Below are 17,091 nucleotides of genomic sequence, written 5' to 3'. Positions count from 1 at the left end.
GACCCGCAGCGCCGCCGCTCCCCCGGCGGCGCTGCGGCGTTTCCGCGCTCCGTGCTCCGTGCCGCGCGCTCCGTACTCTCCGTACTCTCAGTTCACCAGGGCAGTTCGCGCACCTGCTGCACGCACAGCACGACGAACAGCAGGCCGGCCAGGGCGAGCATCCCGTTGCTCACCCATCCATTGCGCCACTCACGGGGCGTACGAGGGGAGTTGAGCAGCCAGATCAGGGTCAGGGCGAGGAACGGCATGAAGAACGCGCCAAGCACCCCGTACGCGATGACCAGGCCGAAGGGCTCGTCCAGCCAGAGCAGGGTCATCGGCGGGAAGGTGAGCCAGAGGAGGTACGCGCGGAAGGGCAGCGAGCGCTGCTGGCGCTCGGTGACGGCGGGACCGGCCTGCGCCTCCGAAACCGCCGGGTCCGCCGGGTCCGCCGGAGCCGCCGGGGCCCGGAACCGCTCCACGAAGTCGGCGAACATCAGGCTCACACCGTGCCAGACGCCGATCAGCGACGAGAACGACGTGGCGAAGAAGCCGACCAGGAAGAGCTTGGCGGTGCCCGCGCCGAAGCGGTCCTCCAGCACCGCGCCCAGGTCGACCAGCCCGCGGTCGCCGGAGGTGAGGGCGACCTGCGAGGCGTGCAGCAGTTCGGCGCCGACGATGAGCATCGCCACGACGAAGACGCCGGTGGTGATGTAGGCGACCCGGTTGTCGAGCCGCATCACCTTCATCCAGGAGGAGTTGCTCCAGCCCTTGGCGTTGACCCAGTACCCGTAGGCGGCCATGGTGATCGTGCCGCCGACGCCGCCGATCAGCCCGAGGGTGTAGAGGAGCGAGCCGTCCGGGAGCACCGGCAGCAGCCCGGCGAACGAGGCCCCGACGTCCGGCACGACGCGGGCGGCCACGTACACGACCACCACGAACATGATGCCGATCAGGACCGTCATGACCTTCTCGAAGACGGCGTACCGGTTGAACCAGACGAAGGCCAGCCCGATCAGCCCGGTGACGATCGCCCAGAACTTCAGCCCCGGCCCGTCGGGGAACAGCGCCACGATGGGCAGCGCGCTGGAGGACATGGCCGTCGCCCCGTAGATGAAGCCCCAGATCACGACGTAGATCGCGAAGTAGACCGTGGTCCAGGGGCCGAGGCTGCGCCAGCCGTCGAAGAGCGTGCGGCCGGTCGCCAGATGCCAGCGGCCCGCCGCCTCGGCGAGCGAGATCTTGACGACGCAGCCGATCACCGCCGCCCACATCAGGGTGTAGCCGAACTTGCTGCCCGCGATGAGCGTCGCGACCAGATCGCCGGCCCCGACTCCGGTCGCCGCGACGACGATGCCGGGGCCGATGTACTTCCAGCTGGACTTACGTGGTCGGGAGGCCGGCTCCCCTGTCCCTGTGGTTGCGCTTGTCTCCGCCATGCCGATCAAGGAAGCGCAATCGGCGGGGCCGCACAAGGGGGCGTGCACGGCGGTAAAATCCGGAGTGGAACCGTCGACCGGCAGCTTGCGGCGGATACGGGGAGGAAGCGGGCGCGGTTCCGGCCGCTCGCTGTGGCCTTCCGAAGGAGGCGCCATGTCTCACACGATCCGGGGGACAGCGGATCCGGCCCGGCAGGAGGAGTTCGCCGGCCGGATGGTGGAGGTCCTCAACGATGCCTGCCTGGGGTATCTGTGCAGCCTCGGACACCGGACGCGGCTGTTCGACGTGATGGCGGGGTTGCCGCCGTCGACCAGCGAGGAGATCGCCGATGCCGCCGGGCTGAACGAGCGCTATGTGCGCGAGTGGCTCGGCGGGGTGACCGTGGGCGGGATCGTCGGGTACGACCCGGCGGACGGTACGTACCGGCTGCCGCCCGAGCACGCCGCATCCCTGTGCCGTGCCGCCGGGCCCGACAACCTGGCCTCCTTCCTCCAGGACCTGGCCCTGATCGGGCTGGTCGAGGACGAGGTGGTCACGGCGTTCCGGGACGGGGGCGGGGTGCCGTACTCCTCGTATCCGAAGTTCCAGGAGCTCCAGGCCGAGGAGACGGCGCGGGTGTACGACGCGGCGCTGGTCGACGTGATCATTCCGCTGGCGCCCGGTCTGCCGGAGCTGCTGGGCTCGGGCGGCGGGCTGGACGTGCTCGACGTCGGTACGGGCCAGGGCCACGCGGTCAACCTGCTGGCGCAGGCGTTCCCGGCCAGCCGGTTCACCGGGGTGGACATGTCGGAGGGCGGTATCGCGGCGGCCCGGGCCGAGGCGGCGCGGCTGGGCCTGCGGAACGCGCACTTCGACCTGGCGGACGCGGCCGCGGTGACCGGCCCGTACGACCTGATCACCGCCTTCGACGTGATCCACGACCTGGCCCGCCCGGCGGCGACCCTGGTGGCCGTGGCCGGTGCGCTGCGGGACGACGGGGTGTTCCTGATGGGCGACATCGCGGCCTCCAGCAGGCTGGAGGAGAACCTGGACCTCCCGCTGGGCCCCACGCTCTACGCCTTCTCGGTCTTCTACTGCATGACGACCTCGCTGAGCGAGGGCGGGGCGGGCCTGGGGACGGTGTGGGGCAGGCAGACCGCACTGCGGATGCTGAAGGAGGCGGGCTTCGGGGAGGTGGCCGTGCGCGAGGTGGAGGGCGACATCCTGAACGTGTACTACGTGGCCCGTAAGGGGAGTTGAGGGGAGCCTCCCGGGGGCGGGGCCCGGCGGGCCCCGCCCCCGTACCGCTAGATCACCAGGCTGAGCAGCGCCGCGACGACGAAGCCCGCGACCGAGAGCACCGTCTCCAGGACCGTCCAGGACTTCAGGGTGTCGCGCTCGCTGATGCCGAAGTACTTCGACACCATCCAGAAGCCGCCGTCGTTCACGTGCGAGGCGAAGATCGAGCCCGCCGAGATCGCCATGATGATCAGCGCCAGGTGGGCCTGGGAGAGGTCCTGGCCCTCGACCAGCGGGACCACGATGCCCGCGGTCGTGACGATCGCCACCGTCGCCGAGCCCTGGGCGACGCGCAGCACGACCGAGATCAGCCAGGCAAGCAGGATGACCGGCAGGCCGACGTCGTTGAAGGTGTCGGCGAGCGCGTCCGCGATGCCGCTGCCCTTGAGCACGGCACCGAAGATGCCGCCCGCGCCGACCACCAGCAGGATGTTGCCGACGGGCTTCAGCGACGACGTGGAGACGGACTCCAGCGACTTGCGGGACCAGCCGCGGCGGATGCCCAGCAGGTAGTACGCGAGGAACAGGGCGATCGTCAGGGCGACGAACGGGTTGCCGAAGAACTCGACGACCGAGCGGAGGGTGGAGGGGTCCAGGGCGATGGAGGAGAACGTCGCGGCGAGGATCAGGATCAGCGGGGTGCCGATGATCGCGAGGACCGTGCCGAGCGGGACCGGCTTCTCGTGCGGGGTGACCCCGGCGGCGCGCTGTTCGGCGGCCACGGCGGCCTTGGCCTCCTCGGCGGCCTCCACCATGTCCTGCGGTACGTCGACGAAGATCCGCTTGCCGATCCAGGCGGCGTACCCCCAGGCGGCGATGACGGACGGGATGCCGACGACGATGCCCATCAGGATGACCCAGCCGAGCGACACGTTGAAGAGTCCGGCGGCGGCCACCGGCCCCGGGTGCGGCGGCAGGAACGCGTGGGTCATCGACAGGCCCGCCAGCAGCGGCATCGCATAGAGCAGGATCGATTTGCCTGAGCGCTTGGCGGCGGCGTACACGATCGGCGCGAGGACGAAGATGCCGACGTCGAAGAAGACCGGGATACCGAAGACGAGGCCGGTCATCCCCATGGCGAGCGGGGCGCGCTTCTCACCGAAGGCGTTCAGCAGCCGGGCGCTCAACACCTCGGCCCCGCCGGACACTTCGAGGATCGCGCCGAGCATCGTGCCGAGCCCGATGATGATCGCGACATGGCCGAGGATGCCGCCCATGCCGGACTCGATGACCGAGACGGCGGCGGATTTCTGCACGGTGCCGAAGAGTTCGGTGACCGAGAGCCCGGCGCCGAGGCCGACGGCTATGGAGACCGCGAGCAGGGCGACGAACGGCTGGAGCCTGACCTTGATGATCAGGAAGAGGAGGAGGGCGATGCCGAGGGCGGCGACGGTCAGCAGACCGGCGGTGCCGTCGATCAGGAGGAGCAGACCACCGGTGTGCGGTGGTGTCTCGGCCGGCGAGGGGGTTGCGGCGAGCAGCATGGGGACTCCGGTGGTGCTGGAGGGCAGGGGGGAGCACGGCACGGCGCCCCCGGGGAGCGGGGCGCCGTGCCGTACGGCGTACTGCGGGAGTGGGAGTGGTTCTGCGTGCGGAGCAAGGATTCAGAGGAGAGCGGGCCGGGCGGCCGGGGGAACGGGGACCGTCAGCCGAGCACCGCGAGGGCGTCGATCTCGATGAGCAGGCCCTTGGGCAGACCGACGTAGACCGTCGTCCGCGCCGAGGGGGCCTCCTTGAGGTTCTGCTCGGCGAAGTAGGTGTTGTAGATCTCGTTCATCTCCGCGAAGTGGTCCACGTCCGTGAGGTAGACGCGCATCATCATCACGTCGTCCCAGCTCGCGCCGCCCTCCTCCAGGATCGCCTTGACGTTGGCGAAGGTCTGGAGGGTCTGCTCGCGCAGGGTGGGGCCGGCCGGGGTCGGGGCCTGGCCCTCCACGGCGGGGAGGAAGCCGACCTGGCCGGCGACCTGGAGGATGTTCCCCTTCTTCACGCCGTGCGAGAACTTCGCGGGCGGCGTGGTGTGGGTGGAGGGGGTGAGGGCGGTCTTCTCGGTCATGGCTGATCAGGCTTTCTTGGGTCGGGTGGTGCCGGAGTACTCCCGGCTGATGGTCTCGGCGGTGCGCCGGACCAGCGGGAGCAGGGTGAGGAGTTCCTCGGCCGTGACGACCACATTGGGTGCGGACACCGACATGGCCGCGACGACCCGCCCGTCCGCGCCGCGGATGGGGGCGCCGATGCAGTTGATGGACTCCTCGTGGCCACCGAGGTCGGTGGCCCAGCCCTGTTCGCGCACGACGGCCAGCTCCTTGAGGAAGGCGGCGGCGTTGGGCGTCGAACGGGACGTGTACATGGGGTAGTCGAGCTTCTCGGCGATGACGCGCCGCTCGGGCTCGGTGAGGTCGGCGAGCAGCAGTTTGGCCACGGCCGCGACGGTGATCGCGACGGGCTTGCCGATCCGGGAGTACATCCGGACCGGGTAGCGGCTCTCGACCTTGTCGATGTAGAGGACTTCCTGCTCCTCGTACACGGCGAGGTGCACGGTGTGCCCGCACCGGTCGTTGAGCGCGACCAGGTGGGAGTGGGCGATCTCGCGTACGTCGAGGTTCTCGACGGCCTCCTGCGCCAGCGCGAAGAGCCGGGCGCCGAGGCGGTAGCGCTGGTCCTCCTGGCGGTAGACGAGGCCGTGCTCGTGCAGCGTACGCAGCAGGCGCAGCGCCGTGGACTTGTGCACGCCGAGCCGCTCGGCGACCTGGCCGAGGTCGGCGGGTCCCTGGGCGAGCAACGGCAGGATGCTCAGTGCCCGGTCGACGGTCTGACTCATGGTGTGCGTACCTCCTCGGGGGCCCGGTCGGCTGCGGTCCAGCCGGGGCCGAGACGAAGTCTCCCCCAGGCGTCGTCGTCGAGGGCGGCGAGGCGGTCGGCGTGGTCGCGGGCGGGCGGTTCGGTGAGGTCGCCGGGGACGGTGAGAACGGCGGCGGCCATCAGGTGCCCGTGCCGGGCGCGGTCGCGGACGGGCAGCCCGCGCAGGGTGGCGGAGAGAAACCCGGCGGCGAAGGCGTCCCCGGCCCCGACGGCGGCGACGACGTCGACACGGAGGGCGGGAACATGGGTGACGGTGTCGGGGCCGCTCTCAGCGCCTCCGACGGCACATTCAGCCCCTCCGCCCTCCGTGGGGCCTGCGCCCGGGGCATTCTCAGCCCCTCCGCCCCCCGTGGGGCCTGCGCCCGGGGCATTCTCAGCCCCTCCGCCCCCCGTGGGGCCTGCGCCCGGGGCATTCTCAGCCCCTCCGCCCTCCGTGGAGCGTGCGCCCGGGGCATTCTCAGCCCCTCCGGCGATCGAGGAGCGGGGTCCGGGGCGGAGCCCCGAGGCGAACACCGTCGCGCCCGCACTCCCCCGCTTCACGACCACCACGGACGGCTCCGGCAGCGCCGCCCGGATCGCCTCCGCGCCGACGATCCCCCATGCCTCCTCCGCCTCGTCCTCCCCCACGAACACCAGGTCGGACCGGCGCGCCAGCTCCAGCAGCACGGACGCGTCCGCGTCGCCGCCCCGCCACAGATGCGGCCGGTGGTTCACGTCGAAGGACACCAGCGGCCGCCCCGGCCGCGCGGCCGTCAGCTCCCGCAGCAGCGCCAGGCAGTCGGCCGACAGCGCGGCCGTGATCCCGGACAGATGCAGGATCCGCCCCGCGAACAGCTCCTCGTACGGCACGTTCGCCGGCGACATCGCGGACGCCGCCGACCCGGCCCGGTAGTACGCGACCTCGTGCGTGTCGGTCCCGCGGTCCGTGGCCGTACGGAAGTAGATGCCGGTGGGCCGGTCCGGATCCCGGCGGACCGCCGACGTGTCGACCCCGTACCCCGCGATCGTCTCGACCAGATGCTCGCCGAAGCCGTCCGCGCCCACCCGGCCGACCCAGGCCGCCCGGTGGCCGGCGGCGGCGAGCGCGCAGGCCACGTTGGACTCGGCTCCGCCGATCCCGCGGCCGAACGAGGGCACGTCGGCGAGGCGGCCGGGCTGCGAGGGCAGGAACGTCACCATGGACTCACCGAGACAGACGACATCGGTGGTCGTGGCGGCGCTGGCCGTCCCTGCTGCGGGTCCGGACACGGAGGGCTCCTCGCTGATCGGCGTGCGGGCCGGTGGTCACCATTGACCGGGCATCGGCTCGGATGTTAGACAGCGTTGAGCGATATACGCAATGGGTGTTGCATATGTTGCAACGAACTTCGAGGAGCTCCCCTTGGCAGCCGAACGCCCCACCGACCGCACCGCGCCTTCCGCGTCCTCCGCGCCTTCCACACCCTCCGCATCCTCCGCGTCCTCACCTGCGTCCCTCACGGCCTCCCTCGCCGACGAACGCGTCGACCACCGTTTCAAGGCCCTGCCCCCGGACGCGGAGGGTCTGACCGTCAAGGACCTCGCCACCGAGCGCCGCAACCTCTTCACCGGCGGGTTCACCACCCCCGTCCTCGCGCTCTCCGCCGAGTCGGTGGCCCACAACCTCGACCTCCTGGAGACGTACGCGGAGCGCCACGGCCTCGCGTTCGCCCCGCACGGCAAGACCTCCATGGCGCCGCAGCTCTTCGCCGACCAGCTGGAGCGCGGCGCGTGGGGCATCACGGCCGCCGTGCCGCACCAGGCGCGGATCTACCGGGCGTACGGCATCGGGCGGATCTTCCTCGCCAACGAGCTGGTCGACGCGGTCGCCCTGCGCTGGCTGGCCGGCGAGATGACGGCCGACCCGTCGTTCCGCTTCGTCTGTTACGTCGACTCCGTGCGCGGCGTCGAGCTGATGGAGGCGGCCCTCGGCGCGGCGGGCGCCACCCGCCCGGTCGACGTGGTCGTCGAGCTGGGCGCGGGCGAGGGCGCGCGCACCGGGGCCCGCACGGAGGCCGACTGCGCGGCGGTGGCCGACGCGGTGGCGGCGGCCGGGTCGCTGCGCCTGGTGGGCGTCGCCGGGTACGAGGGCGAGGTGCCGGACGCCGACCCCGAGCGCGTACGGGCGTGGCTGCGGCGGCTCGTCGCGCTCGCGGCCGCCTTCGACGGCGAGCAGCGGTTCGCCGGCGCCGAGGAGATCGTGATCAGCGCGGGCGGCAGCGCCTGGTTCGACGCGGTCGCGGACGTCTTCGCCGAGATCCCCGAACTGAGCCTGCCCGTGCTGAAGTTGCTGCGCTCCGGCGCGTACGTCTCGCACGACGACGGGCACTACAAGCACCTCACCCCGTTCAACCGCGTCCCCGAGGAGGGCGCTCTTCAGCCCGCCTTCCGGCTCTGGGCGCAGGTCGTCTCCCGCCCCTCCGGCGAGCAGGCGTTCCTGAACGCGGGCAAGCGGGACGCCGCGTACGACCTCGATCTGCCCGAGGCCCAGGTGGTCCGCTCCGGCCGGGACGGCTCGGTCCGGCCCGCCACCGGGATCACCGTCACCGGCCTCTCCGACCAGCACACCTGGGTGCGCACGGAGGGCGGGGCGGAGCTGGAGGTGGGCGACTGGGTCGGCATGGGCCTGTCGCACCCCTGCACCAGCTTCGACAAGTGGCAGCTGATCCCGCTGGTCACGGCGGACGGCACGGTCACCGACTACATCCGCACGTTCTTCTAGAGCCGCCGAGCCGTACGGCGTTCCCCCTCCGAAAGGTGACCCATGGACCTGGTCCTGCGTGACGCGCTGGTCGTCGACGGCACCGGCGAGCCCGGCTACCGCGCCGATGTGGCCCTCGACGGCGGCCGCATAGCCGAGATCCACCCCGAGGGCGCCCCCGGCCCCCGCCCCACCGCCACCCGCACGGTGGACGCGGACGGCCTCGCGCTCGCCCCCGGCTTCATCGACATGCACGCCCACAGCGATCTGGCGCTGCTGCGCGACCCGGACCACAGCGCGAAGGCGGCGCAGGGCGTCACGCTCGAAGTGCTCGGCCAGGACGGGTTGTCGTACGCCCCCGTCGACGACCGTACGCTCGCCGAGGTCCGCCGCTCGATCACCGGCTGGAACGGCGACGGCTCCGACATCGACTTCGACTGGCGCACGGTCGGCGGCTATCTGGACCGCCTCGACCGCAACTTCGGCGGCCAGGGCATCGCCGTCAACGCCGCCTACCTCATCCCGCAGGGCACGGTGCGGATGTACGCGGTGGGCTGGGACGACCGGCCCGCCACCGACGCCGAACTGGCCCGGATGAAGGAGCTGGTGGACCAGGGCATGCGGGAGGGCGCGGTCGGCATGTCGTCCGGGCTGACCTACACGCCCGGCATGTACGCGGACGACGCCGAACTCACCGAGCTGTGCCGGGTGGTGGCCCGTCATGGCGGCTACTACTGCCCGCACCACCGCAGTTACGGAGCGGGCGCGCTCGAAGCGTACGAGGAGATGGTGCAGCTCACCCGGAACGCCGGCTGCGCCCTCCATCTCGCGCACGCCACCATGAACTTCGGCGTGAACAAGGGCAGGGCGCCCGACCTCCTGGCCCTGCTGGACGGGGCGCTCGCCGCCGGGGCCGACATCTCGCTCGACACCTACCCGTACACCCCCGGCTGCACCACCCTCGTGGCGATGCTGCCGAGTTGGGCGAGCGAGGGCGGACCGGAGTCGATCCTGACCCGGCTCGCAGACCCGGCGAGCGCGGAGAGGATCCGGCACCATCTGGAGGTGCTGGGCTCGGACGGCTGCCACGGCGTGCCGATCGAGTGGGACACCATCGAGATCAGCGGCGTGAGCGCGCCGCACCTGGCGGAGTACGTGGGCCGTACGGTGGCGGAGTCGGCGGCGGCGCGGGGCGAGGAGCCCTGGGTGACCGCGCGGCGGCTCCTCACCGAGGACCGGCTCGGCACGACGATCCTCCAGCACGTGGGCCACGAGGAGAACGTCCAGCAGATCATGCGCCACCCGGTGCACACCGGCGGCAGCGACGGCATCCTCCAGGGCGACAAGCCGCACCCGAGGGCGTACGGCACGTTCCCGCAGTATCTGGGGCGGTACGCAAGGGAGTTGGGCATCCTCTCACTGGAGGAGTGCGTCGCCCATCTGACCTCGCGCCCGGCCGCCCGGCTGCGGCTCGCGGACCGGGGGCTGGTGCGCGAGGGGTACCGCGCGGACCTGGTGCTGTTCGATCCGGAGACGGTGGCGGCGGGCTCCACGTTCGAGGAGCCGCGCACGCTCCCGGTCGGCATCCCGCATGTGCTGATCGACGGCCGGTTCGTCATCGAGGACGGCAGGCGGACCTCGGCGCTCGCCGGCCGGGCGGTCCGGGGAGCGGGGGCGGCGGCGGTCTGACGTTACGAGGCGTCAGCCGCGCGCTCCGCCGCCCAGGCGAGGTCCTCCTCGGTCGGGGCGTCGTCCTGGGTGAGGGCACGCCGCCAGTAGCCGCTGAACTCGACGGCGGCCTTGGGCAGTCGACGGTCCTCGACCAGGTGGCGGCGGAGCGCCCGGACGGCGGACGCCTCGCCCGCCACCCAGGCCGCGTCCACCCCGTCGAGGTCCGCTCCGGCGTCCCGTACGGCGTCCACCAGCGCGCCGCCCCGGTCCCGGCGCACCCAGCGGACCTCGGCCCCTCCGGCGGCGGACGGCAGTTCCCGTTCCTCCGCAGCGTCCGCGACCTCGGCGTACACCACGGCCCCGGTCCCGGCCGGCAGCGCCTCCAGCACGGTGGCGATGGCCGGGAGCGCGGACTCGTCCCCGGCGAGGAGCATCCGCCGGGCGGCGGGCAGCGGGCGGGCGTAGAGGGAGGACGGGCCGACCATGCCGAGGACGTCGCCGGGCCGGGCCGCCGCACCCCAGCGGGAGGCGGGCCCGTCCGCGCCGTGCAGCACGAAGTCCACGGTCATCACGTTGCGTTCGCGGTCGTAGGAGCGGACGGTGAAGCCGCGCATCCAGGGCCGTTCCGCCTCCGGAATCGCGAGGAACGCCTCGTACCAGCGCATGCCGTACGGATCGCCGGCGTCCCGCTCCGGCAGCAGCCCCTCCCGCACGCTCCGCCCCTCGCGCGGCAGGCACAGCTTCATCTGCTGGTCGGGGCGGTCCTCCAGCAGGCGGGGCAGCGCCTCGCCGGTGAAGCCGACCCTGGCGGTGCGCGGGGTGATCCGCTCCACTCCGGTGACCCGTACATAGCTGACCGGCATGGCCCGACTCATGACGCTGCGCCCTCCACTGATAGCCACCCTGATATCTTTACGCGGTAAAGCATTACCCGGGTCGAAGTTACTTTATGGCGTAAGGAGTCGCAAGTGGTGGTCTTTGCCGGGCAGGGCGACGCCCGCCGCTCCCTCTCCCTGCTCTGGCGCGCGGAGGTCGCCGCCCCGACGCGCGGCGGCCCCGGGCCCAAGCCCCGGCTGAGCGTGGACGCCATCGTGACGGCGGCCGTCGCGGTCGCGGACGAGGAGGGCATGGCGGCCCTGTCGATGCGGGCGGTCGGCGACCGGCTGGGCCGGACCGCGATGGCGCTGTACACCCACGTCCCGGGCAAGAGCGAGCTGCTGGACCTGATGTACGACGCGGTCCATGCCGAACTCCCGTCGGACTACGAGGAGTACGAGAGACAGGGCGGCTGGCGGGTACCGCTCACCGCGTGGGCCGGAGAGGTCCTGGAGTTCTACGTCCGCCACCCCTGGGTGCTCCAGGTCTCGCAGGCCCGGCCGGTGCTGGGGCCGCACGAGTACGCGAACCTGGACACGCTCGTCCGGCTGCTCGGGGCGACCGGGCTGGAGGCGCGGACGGTGCGGCGGCTGGTGGGGACGCTGTTCCCGCTGGTGCAGGGCTCGGCGCGGACGGTGGCGGACGCCCGACGGGCCGCGGCCGCGACCGGGAGCTCCGACGAGGAGTGGTGGGCGGCGCGCTCGGCGGCCCTGACGGAGCTGGTCCCGGACTTCGCGGAACGCTTTCCGGCGGTGACCGGGCTGGAGCGGGACGGGGCGCCGGAGCCGCCTCCGGAAGACGGCGGGCAGGACGCGGTGCCGTATCCGGAGCGGGAGGCACGCGAGACGTTCCGGGTGGGGCTGGACGTGCTGCTGGACGGAATCGAGGCGGCGCGCGCCCGGCGGCCCTGAGGAAGGTCAGGACCGCCCGGCGCGCGCCCGGGATCGCGTGGGACGACCGCTACGGCTTGGGCAGCGCGCAGCCCTCGGCGTCCAGGTCGATCTTGCTGCCGACCCCGATGCACGGGACCATGGTGTAGGTCTGCTGGGCGTAGTTGATGCCCTCGCGGACGGTCACCTCGCCGTTCTCGTCGACCTCGCACGGGTTGTTGTCCGTGCACTCCTCGCCGCTCTCGTTACCGGTGTTGTTGACGGCGACCACCTTGCCGGTGGCGTCGTCGATCACCGGCGAGCCGGACGTACCGCCGATGGTCTGGCACTCCGGGGTGTAGCGGACCGAGTCCTTCCAGGTCCACCGGCCCTCCTTGAGCTGGTGGACGAAGCCGTCGATGTCACAGCTGTAGGTGCGCTTCCAGTAGCCGGAGGCGACCGTGATGGCGGTGCCCGCCGTGGGGTGCGCGGTCTCCAGCTCCAGCGCCTGGATGCCGTAGCTGTCCTCGATCTGCTGGTAGGTGCTGGTGAGTTCGTAGAGCGAGAGGTCGGTGTCGGTCATCGTGCCGTACGCGATCTTGCTCGCCTTCAGCGTGCCGACACCGCTGCCCGAGGCGTTGAGCAGGGTGAAGGTCCGCGAGGACGGCTGGTCGAGGACGACCTCGCCGGGGCCCGGGAAGCCGGACTCCAGGCAGTGCCCGTTGGAGAGCACGAGGGCGGGGTCGGTGGGCTCGGCGTCGGGTGAACGGACGACGGAGCCCGAACAGTTGCTGAGCGCGACGGTCCCGGCGAAGGTCACGGCCTTCGCGGCGGGGGTGGCTTCGCTTGCCCGCGGCGCGGCTTCGGCCGAAACCTCGCTCGCGTTCCCGGCGGGTTCGGCCGCGACGACGGGCGCGGCACCCACTCCCAGGAGCAGGGCAGCAAGAAACGCACCGACGAGAGGCTTGTTCATGTGGGGGGTACCTCCGGTGATGCCATGGGCCGGAGATCTTCCGGCTTTTGACATGCGCATGTTGGCGCAGATGTCAGGCCATCACAAGGGGTCAATTCCGGCCACGGCGCCGGCCTCGGCCGCACCGCGGTAGATGTGGTCGCGCCCCCACAGCCCCAGCGGCTCCAGCGCCGCGTTCAGCGAGAGGCCCAGCGGGGTGAGCGAATACTCCACGCGCGGCGGCACCTCGGCATACACCTCGCGGTGCACGATGCCGTCGTCCTCCAGCTCCTTGAGATGGGAGCTGAGGACCTTCTCGGTCACCCCGGGCACGGCCCGGCGCAGCTCACCGAAGCGGCAGGTCCGCTCGTTCAGCGCCCACAGGATGAGCACCTTCCACTTGCCGCCGATCACATCCATCGCCGCGTCGATCCCGCAGACGAAAGCCCCCGGCCTCCGTACGATCCGTTTCATCGCCCGCTCCCCCACCTGCTCGCTCACCACGAGGTAACCACCCACTCCATAGTGCGTACTTGTCGCCTCCGGCACCGTCGACCAGCCTAATCGGCATGTCCGACAACACCGTTGCTCCCGTTCCGCCCGCCCCGCCCACTCCTCTCACCCTGCTCGGCCTCGGCGCGATGGGCGCCGCGCTCGCCCGCACCTGGCTCGCCGCCGGGCACCCGCTGACCGTCTGGAACCGCAGCCCCGGCCGGAGCGCCGAACTCGCCGCCGCCGGTGCGCGGGTGGCCGCCACGGCGGCCGAGGCGGTGGCCGCGAGCCCGCTGGTCGTCACCTGCCTCCTGGACGACGCCTCGGTCCGCGCGGCACTGGCCGACGCCGACCTCACGGGCAGGGACCTGGTCGACCTCACCACCTCCACCCCCGCCGAGTCGCGCACCCGCGCGGTCTGGGCGAACGAGCGCGGCGCCCGCTTCCTGGACGGCGGGATCATGGCCGTTCCGCCGATGATCGGTGTGCCGGAGGCCGGCGGCTATGTCTTCTACAGCGGTGACCGCGAGGTCTTCGACGCCCACCAGGAGGTGCTGTCCGTTCCCGTCGCCACCCGGTACGTCGGCGCCGACCCCGGGTTCGCGGCGCTCCACGACGTGGCGCTGCTCAGCGCGATGACCGCCATGTTCGCCGGAGCCCGGCACGCGGCCGCGCTGGTCGCGGGCTCGGGGGTCGACGAGAAGGAGTTCGGCGCGCTGGTGGCCGGCTGGCTCACGGCGATGGCCCCGTCGACGGCGGCGTACGCGGGCGGCCCGCTGCCCGACGACCCCACCAGCGCGGCCGTGGCGGAGGCGGGGCACGCGGCGCTGCTCCGTACGGCGCGGGAGCAGGGCGTCGACACGGCCCTGCTGGTCGCGTCGGCGGGCTCGATGAACGGCATCTGACGCCCGGGAGCCCGGAGGCCAGGGGACCCGAGGCCGGAGGCCGGGAGGCCCGGAAGCCCGGAGGCCCGGAGCCCCGGCCGCGTCAGGCGTCGGCGGCCGCGGCCTCCTTCGCGTACGTGACCGCCTGGAGCAGCGTCAGACCGGGTTCGGCCTCGCGCAGGATCTTGATGGCCGGCACGGAGTCCGCCGGGCCCTCGTGCCCGGCGGCGGCGAGGTGCTGCCGCACCCACCGGCCGCGCAGCTCCGCGGCCGGGCGCCCGGCCGATTCCTCGGCCAGCGCGAGGGCGCGCTCCAGGCCGGGGCGCTCGGCGTCCGTGGCGGTCTCCAGCGCGCTCCGGATCGCGGCGGCGACTTCGGGGGCGTCGTGGAGGACGAGGACGGCGAGGGGCTGGGGCTTCCGGAACAGGCTCATGGGGCCACCCTTCCCCGGCCGGCCCGGCTCTCACTTGAGTTGAGCAAGATCTGAGCCGCCCCGCCGTGCGCCGCGCCGCCGTGCGCCGCCCCGGCCGGTGCGCGGCCTCGGCCGGTGCGCGGCCTCGGCCGGTGCGCGGCCTCGGCCGGGGTCTCGGTCCGGACCGAGACCCCCCGGCCGCACATGTCGGTCCGCAGCCGGAGGCGCACCCGTGCCCCGGCTGCGTACGGTCGGCGTATGACACTCGACCTCGACGCGTATTTCGCCCGCATCGGCTGGACCGGGGAGCCCCGCCCCACCCTGGAGGTGCTGCGGTCGCTGCACCGCGCGCACCTGCTCGGCATCCCGTTCGAGAACCTGGAGGCCGTTCTCGGCTCCGCGCCGTCGCTGGCACTCGACGACCTGGAGGCGAAGCTCGTACGCGGCGGGCGCGGCGGGTACTGCTACGAGCACAACACCCTCTTCTCCACCGCGCTCCGGCAGATCGGCTTCTCCGTGACACCGCTGACGGCCCGGGTGGTGCTGGGTGCGGCGCCGGGCGACATCCGGCCCCGTACGCACATGCTGATGCGGGTGGACGTGGCCGGCGAGCCGCACCCGTATCTGGCGGACGTCGGTTTCGGGACGGTCGGGGCGCTGCTGGAGCCGATCGAGCTGGTGGAGGGCGCCGAGCTGTTCGACGCGCCGCGCCGCCACCGCCTGGTCCACGCGCCGCACCACGGTCCGCTGCCGCTGTGGGAGCTCCAGACCGATCAGGGCGGTTCGTGGGAGCCGCAGTACACCTTCACCCTGGATCCGTACGAGAAGCCGGACTACGAGGTGATCAACTGGTTCATCGCCACGCACCCGCGCTCGCCGTTCCGGCAGGCGGTGTACGCGCAGCGCACCCGGATCGGTTTCCACCTCGCGCTGTCCGGGCTCGACCTGGTGGAGACGGCCGACGACGGCACGGTCCGGGAACGGCAGCTGAAGGACGGCGACGAGGCGCTGCGGGTCCTGGCGGACGATTTCGACATCCGGCTCCCGGAGGGCACCCGGCTGCCGGAGTGACCACATCCGGTGCCCGGCTGCCGGGCTGCCGGAGTGATCCCTTCCGCCGTATGCCCTGCCGGGCCCCGCCGCCGGTGTGGCCCGCGTGGCGCATCTCACCCGTTCCGGCCGCCGACACCTCCTTTCCAAGCCGCGACGCCGCCCCGACCGGGCGATCCCACGGTCCGGGGCGGTGGCGGGCATGGCGATGGAAGACGGGCCGGGGCCGGAGCGCGCTCCGGAGGGCGTACGGCGGGAGCGATCCCCGAGCACCCCGCGAAACGCGGCCGTAAGCTCGCGGACATGCAGGTCATCCAGTCCACGAAGCTCTCCAACGTCTGCTACGAGATCCGGGGCCCCGTGCTGGAGGAGGCGATGCGGCTGGAAGCGGCCGGTCAGCGCATCCTCAAGCTGAACACGGGCAACCCCGCCGCGTTCGGGTTCGAGTGCCCGCCGGAGATCCTGGAAGACATCCTGCGCAACCTCGCGGGCGCGCACGGGTACGGCGACGCGAAGGGCCTGCTCTCGGCGCGGCGCGCGGTGATGCAGCACTACCAGACCAAGGGCATCGACCTCGACGTCGAGGACATCTACCTGGGCAACGGCGTCTCCGAGCTGATCCAGATGTCGATGCAGGCGCTGCTGGACGACGGCGACGAGGTGCTCGTACCGGCCCCCGACTATCCGCTGTGGACCGCCTCGGTCTCGCTGGCGGGCGGAACGGCCGTGCACTACCGGTGCGACGAGCAGGCCGACTGGATGCCGGACCTCGCGGACATCGAGCGGAAGATCACCGACCGCACCAAGGCCCTGGTGATCATCAACCCGAACAACCCGACCGGTGCGGTGTACGACGACGAGATGCTGCGCGGTCTCACCGAGATCGCCCGGCGGCACAACCTGATCGTCTGCTCCGACGAGATCTACGACCGCATCCTGTACGACGGCGCGACCCACACCCCGACGGCGTCGCTGGCCCCGGACCTCATGGTGCTGACCTTCAACGGGCTCTCCAAGAACTACCGGGTGGCCGGCTACCGCTCCGGCTGGATGGCCGTCTGCGGCCCGAAGGCGCACGCCACCTCGTACATCGAGGGGCTGACGATCCTCGCCAACATGCGGCTCTGCGCCAACATGCCCTCGCAGCACGCGGTGGCCAGCGCGCTCGGCGGGCGGCAGTCGATCGAGGACCTGGTGCTGCCGGGCGGCCGGATCCTGGAGCAGCGGGACGTGGCGTACGACCTGCTGACCTCGATCCCCGGGGTGACCTGCGTGAAGCCGAAGGGGGCGCTGTATCTCTTCCCCCGGCTCGACCCCAAGGTCTACAAGATCAAGGACGACCGGCAGATGGTGCTGGACCTGCTGCGGGCCGAGAAGATCATGGTCGTGCAGGGCACCGGCTTCAACTGGCCCGAGCCCGATCACTTCCGGATCGTCACGCTGCCGACGGTGGAGGACCTGACCGACGCGGTGACCCGGATCGGCACGTTCCTGGACGGTTACGGACAGCCGTAGCGCGCCCGGACGGCTTCCGGCGGTTACGGACAGCCGTGGCGCGACCACATTCCGGATCGAGCACAACTTTAGACTCATTCCAATGTAGGATG

16 protein-coding genes are annotated in these 17,091 nt (G+C 72.1%); 7 read left to right on the top strand and 9 right to left on the bottom strand.

All coding sequences use genetic code 11. The annotated features are described in order from the left end of the window. Positions 1-92: 92 nt before the first annotated feature. A complete protein-coding gene (locus KV381_RS24115) occupies positions 93-1,418 on the bottom strand; it encodes an Nramp family divalent metal transporter (RefSeq protein ID WP_030082556.1) in 1,326 nt (441 codons plus the stop codon). 154 nt (positions 1,419-1,572) lie between these two features. Here KV381_RS24115 and KV381_RS24110 point away from each other — a divergent pair, with 154 nt between their 5' ends. Continuing rightward, complete coding sequence (locus KV381_RS24110) at positions 1,573-2,658, top strand: methyltransferase domain-containing protein (RefSeq protein WP_218786216.1); 1,086 nt, start codon at positions 1,573-1,575, stop codon at positions 2,656-2,658. A gap of 47 nt (positions 2,659-2,705) precedes the next feature. Here KV381_RS24110 and KV381_RS24105 read toward each other — a convergent pair whose 3' ends face one another. The 4 genes from KV381_RS24105 to KV381_RS24090 all read right to left on the bottom strand — a co-directional run bounded on the left by KV381_RS24105 (position 2,706) and on the right by KV381_RS24090 (position 6,807). Then, entirely contained in the window at positions 2,706-4,181 is a 1,476-nt protein-coding gene (locus KV381_RS24105; protein ID WP_030086954.1) for a GntP family permease, read from the bottom strand. A gap of 161 nt (positions 4,182-4,342) precedes the next feature. Further along, positions 4,343-4,753, bottom strand: a complete 411-nt coding sequence (locus KV381_RS24100; RefSeq protein WP_007460291.1) for a RidA family protein — start codon at positions 4,751-4,753, stop codon at positions 4,343-4,345. A gap of 6 nt (positions 4,754-4,759) precedes the next feature. Then, a complete protein-coding gene (locus tag KV381_RS24095; protein WP_007460289.1) occupies positions 4,760-5,518 on the bottom strand; it encodes an IclR family transcriptional regulator in 759 nt (252 codons plus the stop codon). After that, a complete protein-coding gene (locus KV381_RS24090; RefSeq protein ID WP_218786214.1) occupies positions 5,515-6,807 on the bottom strand; it encodes a sugar kinase in 1,293 nt (430 codons plus the stop codon). The genes KV381_RS24095 and KV381_RS24090 overlap by 4 nt, the downstream gene beginning before the upstream one ends. A gap of 133 nt (positions 6,808-6,940) precedes the next feature. On the opposite strand from KV381_RS24090, the gene KV381_RS24085 reads away from it, so the two are divergent. Both KV381_RS24085 and KV381_RS24080 read left to right on the top strand, forming a co-directional pair. Continuing rightward, positions 6,941-8,299 carry an alanine racemase gene (locus KV381_RS24085; protein ID WP_218786211.1) on the top strand — a complete coding sequence of 453 codons (1,359 nt, stop codon included), beginning with the start codon at positions 6,941-6,943 and terminating at the stop codon, positions 8,297-8,299. Between the two features lie 42 nt (positions 8,300-8,341). Continuing rightward, on the top strand, positions 8,342-9,967 hold the full coding sequence (locus KV381_RS24080; RefSeq protein WP_030630438.1) for an amidohydrolase family protein: 1,626 nt from the start codon (positions 8,342-8,344) through the stop codon (positions 9,965-9,967). A gap of 2 nt (positions 9,968-9,969) precedes the next feature. Here KV381_RS24080 and KV381_RS24075 read toward each other — a convergent pair whose 3' ends face one another. After that, the gene (locus tag KV381_RS24075; protein WP_030630440.1) at positions 9,970-10,824 is read right to left on the bottom strand and encodes a siderophore-interacting protein; all 855 of its coding nucleotides are present in this window, start codon (positions 10,822-10,824) and stop codon (positions 9,970-9,972) included. A 93-nt stretch (positions 10,825-10,917) separates the two neighbouring features. Here KV381_RS24075 and KV381_RS24070 point away from each other — a divergent pair, with 93 nt between their 5' ends. Next, the gene (locus KV381_RS24070) at positions 10,918-11,736 is read left to right on the top strand and encodes a TetR/AcrR family transcriptional regulator (protein ID WP_030630442.1); all 819 of its coding nucleotides are present in this window, start codon (positions 10,918-10,920) and stop codon (positions 11,734-11,736) included. 49 nt (positions 11,737-11,785) lie between these two features. On the opposite strand, the gene KV381_RS24065 is transcribed toward KV381_RS24070, so the two are convergent. Together KV381_RS24065 and KV381_RS24060 are read right to left on the bottom strand one after the other, a co-directional pair. After that, positions 11,786-12,667 (bottom strand): serine protease, encoded by an 882-nt coding sequence (locus KV381_RS24065; RefSeq protein WP_030630444.1) that lies wholly within the window; start codon positions 12,665-12,667, stop codon positions 11,786-11,788. Between the two features lie 81 nt (positions 12,668-12,748). Beyond that, a complete protein-coding gene (locus KV381_RS24060) occupies positions 12,749-13,120 on the bottom strand; it encodes a helix-turn-helix domain-containing protein (RefSeq protein ID WP_032787323.1) in 372 nt (123 codons plus the stop codon). A 95-nt stretch (positions 13,121-13,215) separates the two neighbouring features. Between KV381_RS24060 and KV381_RS24055 the strand changes: the two genes are divergently transcribed. Beyond that, on the top strand, positions 13,216-14,043 hold the full coding sequence (locus KV381_RS24055; RefSeq protein ID WP_030630452.1) for an NAD(P)-dependent oxidoreductase: 828 nt from the start codon (positions 13,216-13,218) through the stop codon (positions 14,041-14,043). Positions 14,044-14,125: 82 nt separating this feature from the next. Here KV381_RS24055 and KV381_RS24050 read toward each other — a convergent pair whose 3' ends face one another. After that, positions 14,126-14,455: a hypothetical protein gene (locus KV381_RS24050; protein ID WP_030086934.1), complete on the bottom strand. Its 330-nt coding sequence runs from the start codon at positions 14,453-14,455 to the stop codon at positions 14,126-14,128. A 237-nt stretch (positions 14,456-14,692) separates the two neighbouring features. Between KV381_RS24050 and KV381_RS24045 the strand changes: the two genes are divergently transcribed. Beyond that, positions 14,693-15,505, top strand: a complete 813-nt coding sequence (locus tag KV381_RS24045; RefSeq protein WP_030086933.1) for an arylamine N-acetyltransferase — start codon at positions 14,693-14,695, stop codon at positions 15,503-15,505. Positions 15,506-15,787: 282 nt separating this feature from the next. Next, positions 15,788-16,999 carry a pyridoxal phosphate-dependent aminotransferase gene (locus KV381_RS24040; protein WP_030086931.1) on the top strand — a complete coding sequence of 404 codons (1,212 nt, stop codon included), beginning with the start codon at positions 15,788-15,790 and terminating at the stop codon, positions 16,997-16,999. The last annotated feature ends 92 nt before the right edge of the window (positions 17,000-17,091 follow it).

This window comes from Streptomyces sp. WY228, assembly GCF_019287315.1.
In the GTDB taxonomy this organism is placed as follows: Bacteria; Actinomycetota; Actinomycetes; order Streptomycetales; family Streptomycetaceae; genus Streptomyces; species Streptomyces caviscabies.
Note: the sequence above shows the minus strand (reverse complement) of the source record. Positions and strands in the feature narration are given on the sequence as shown.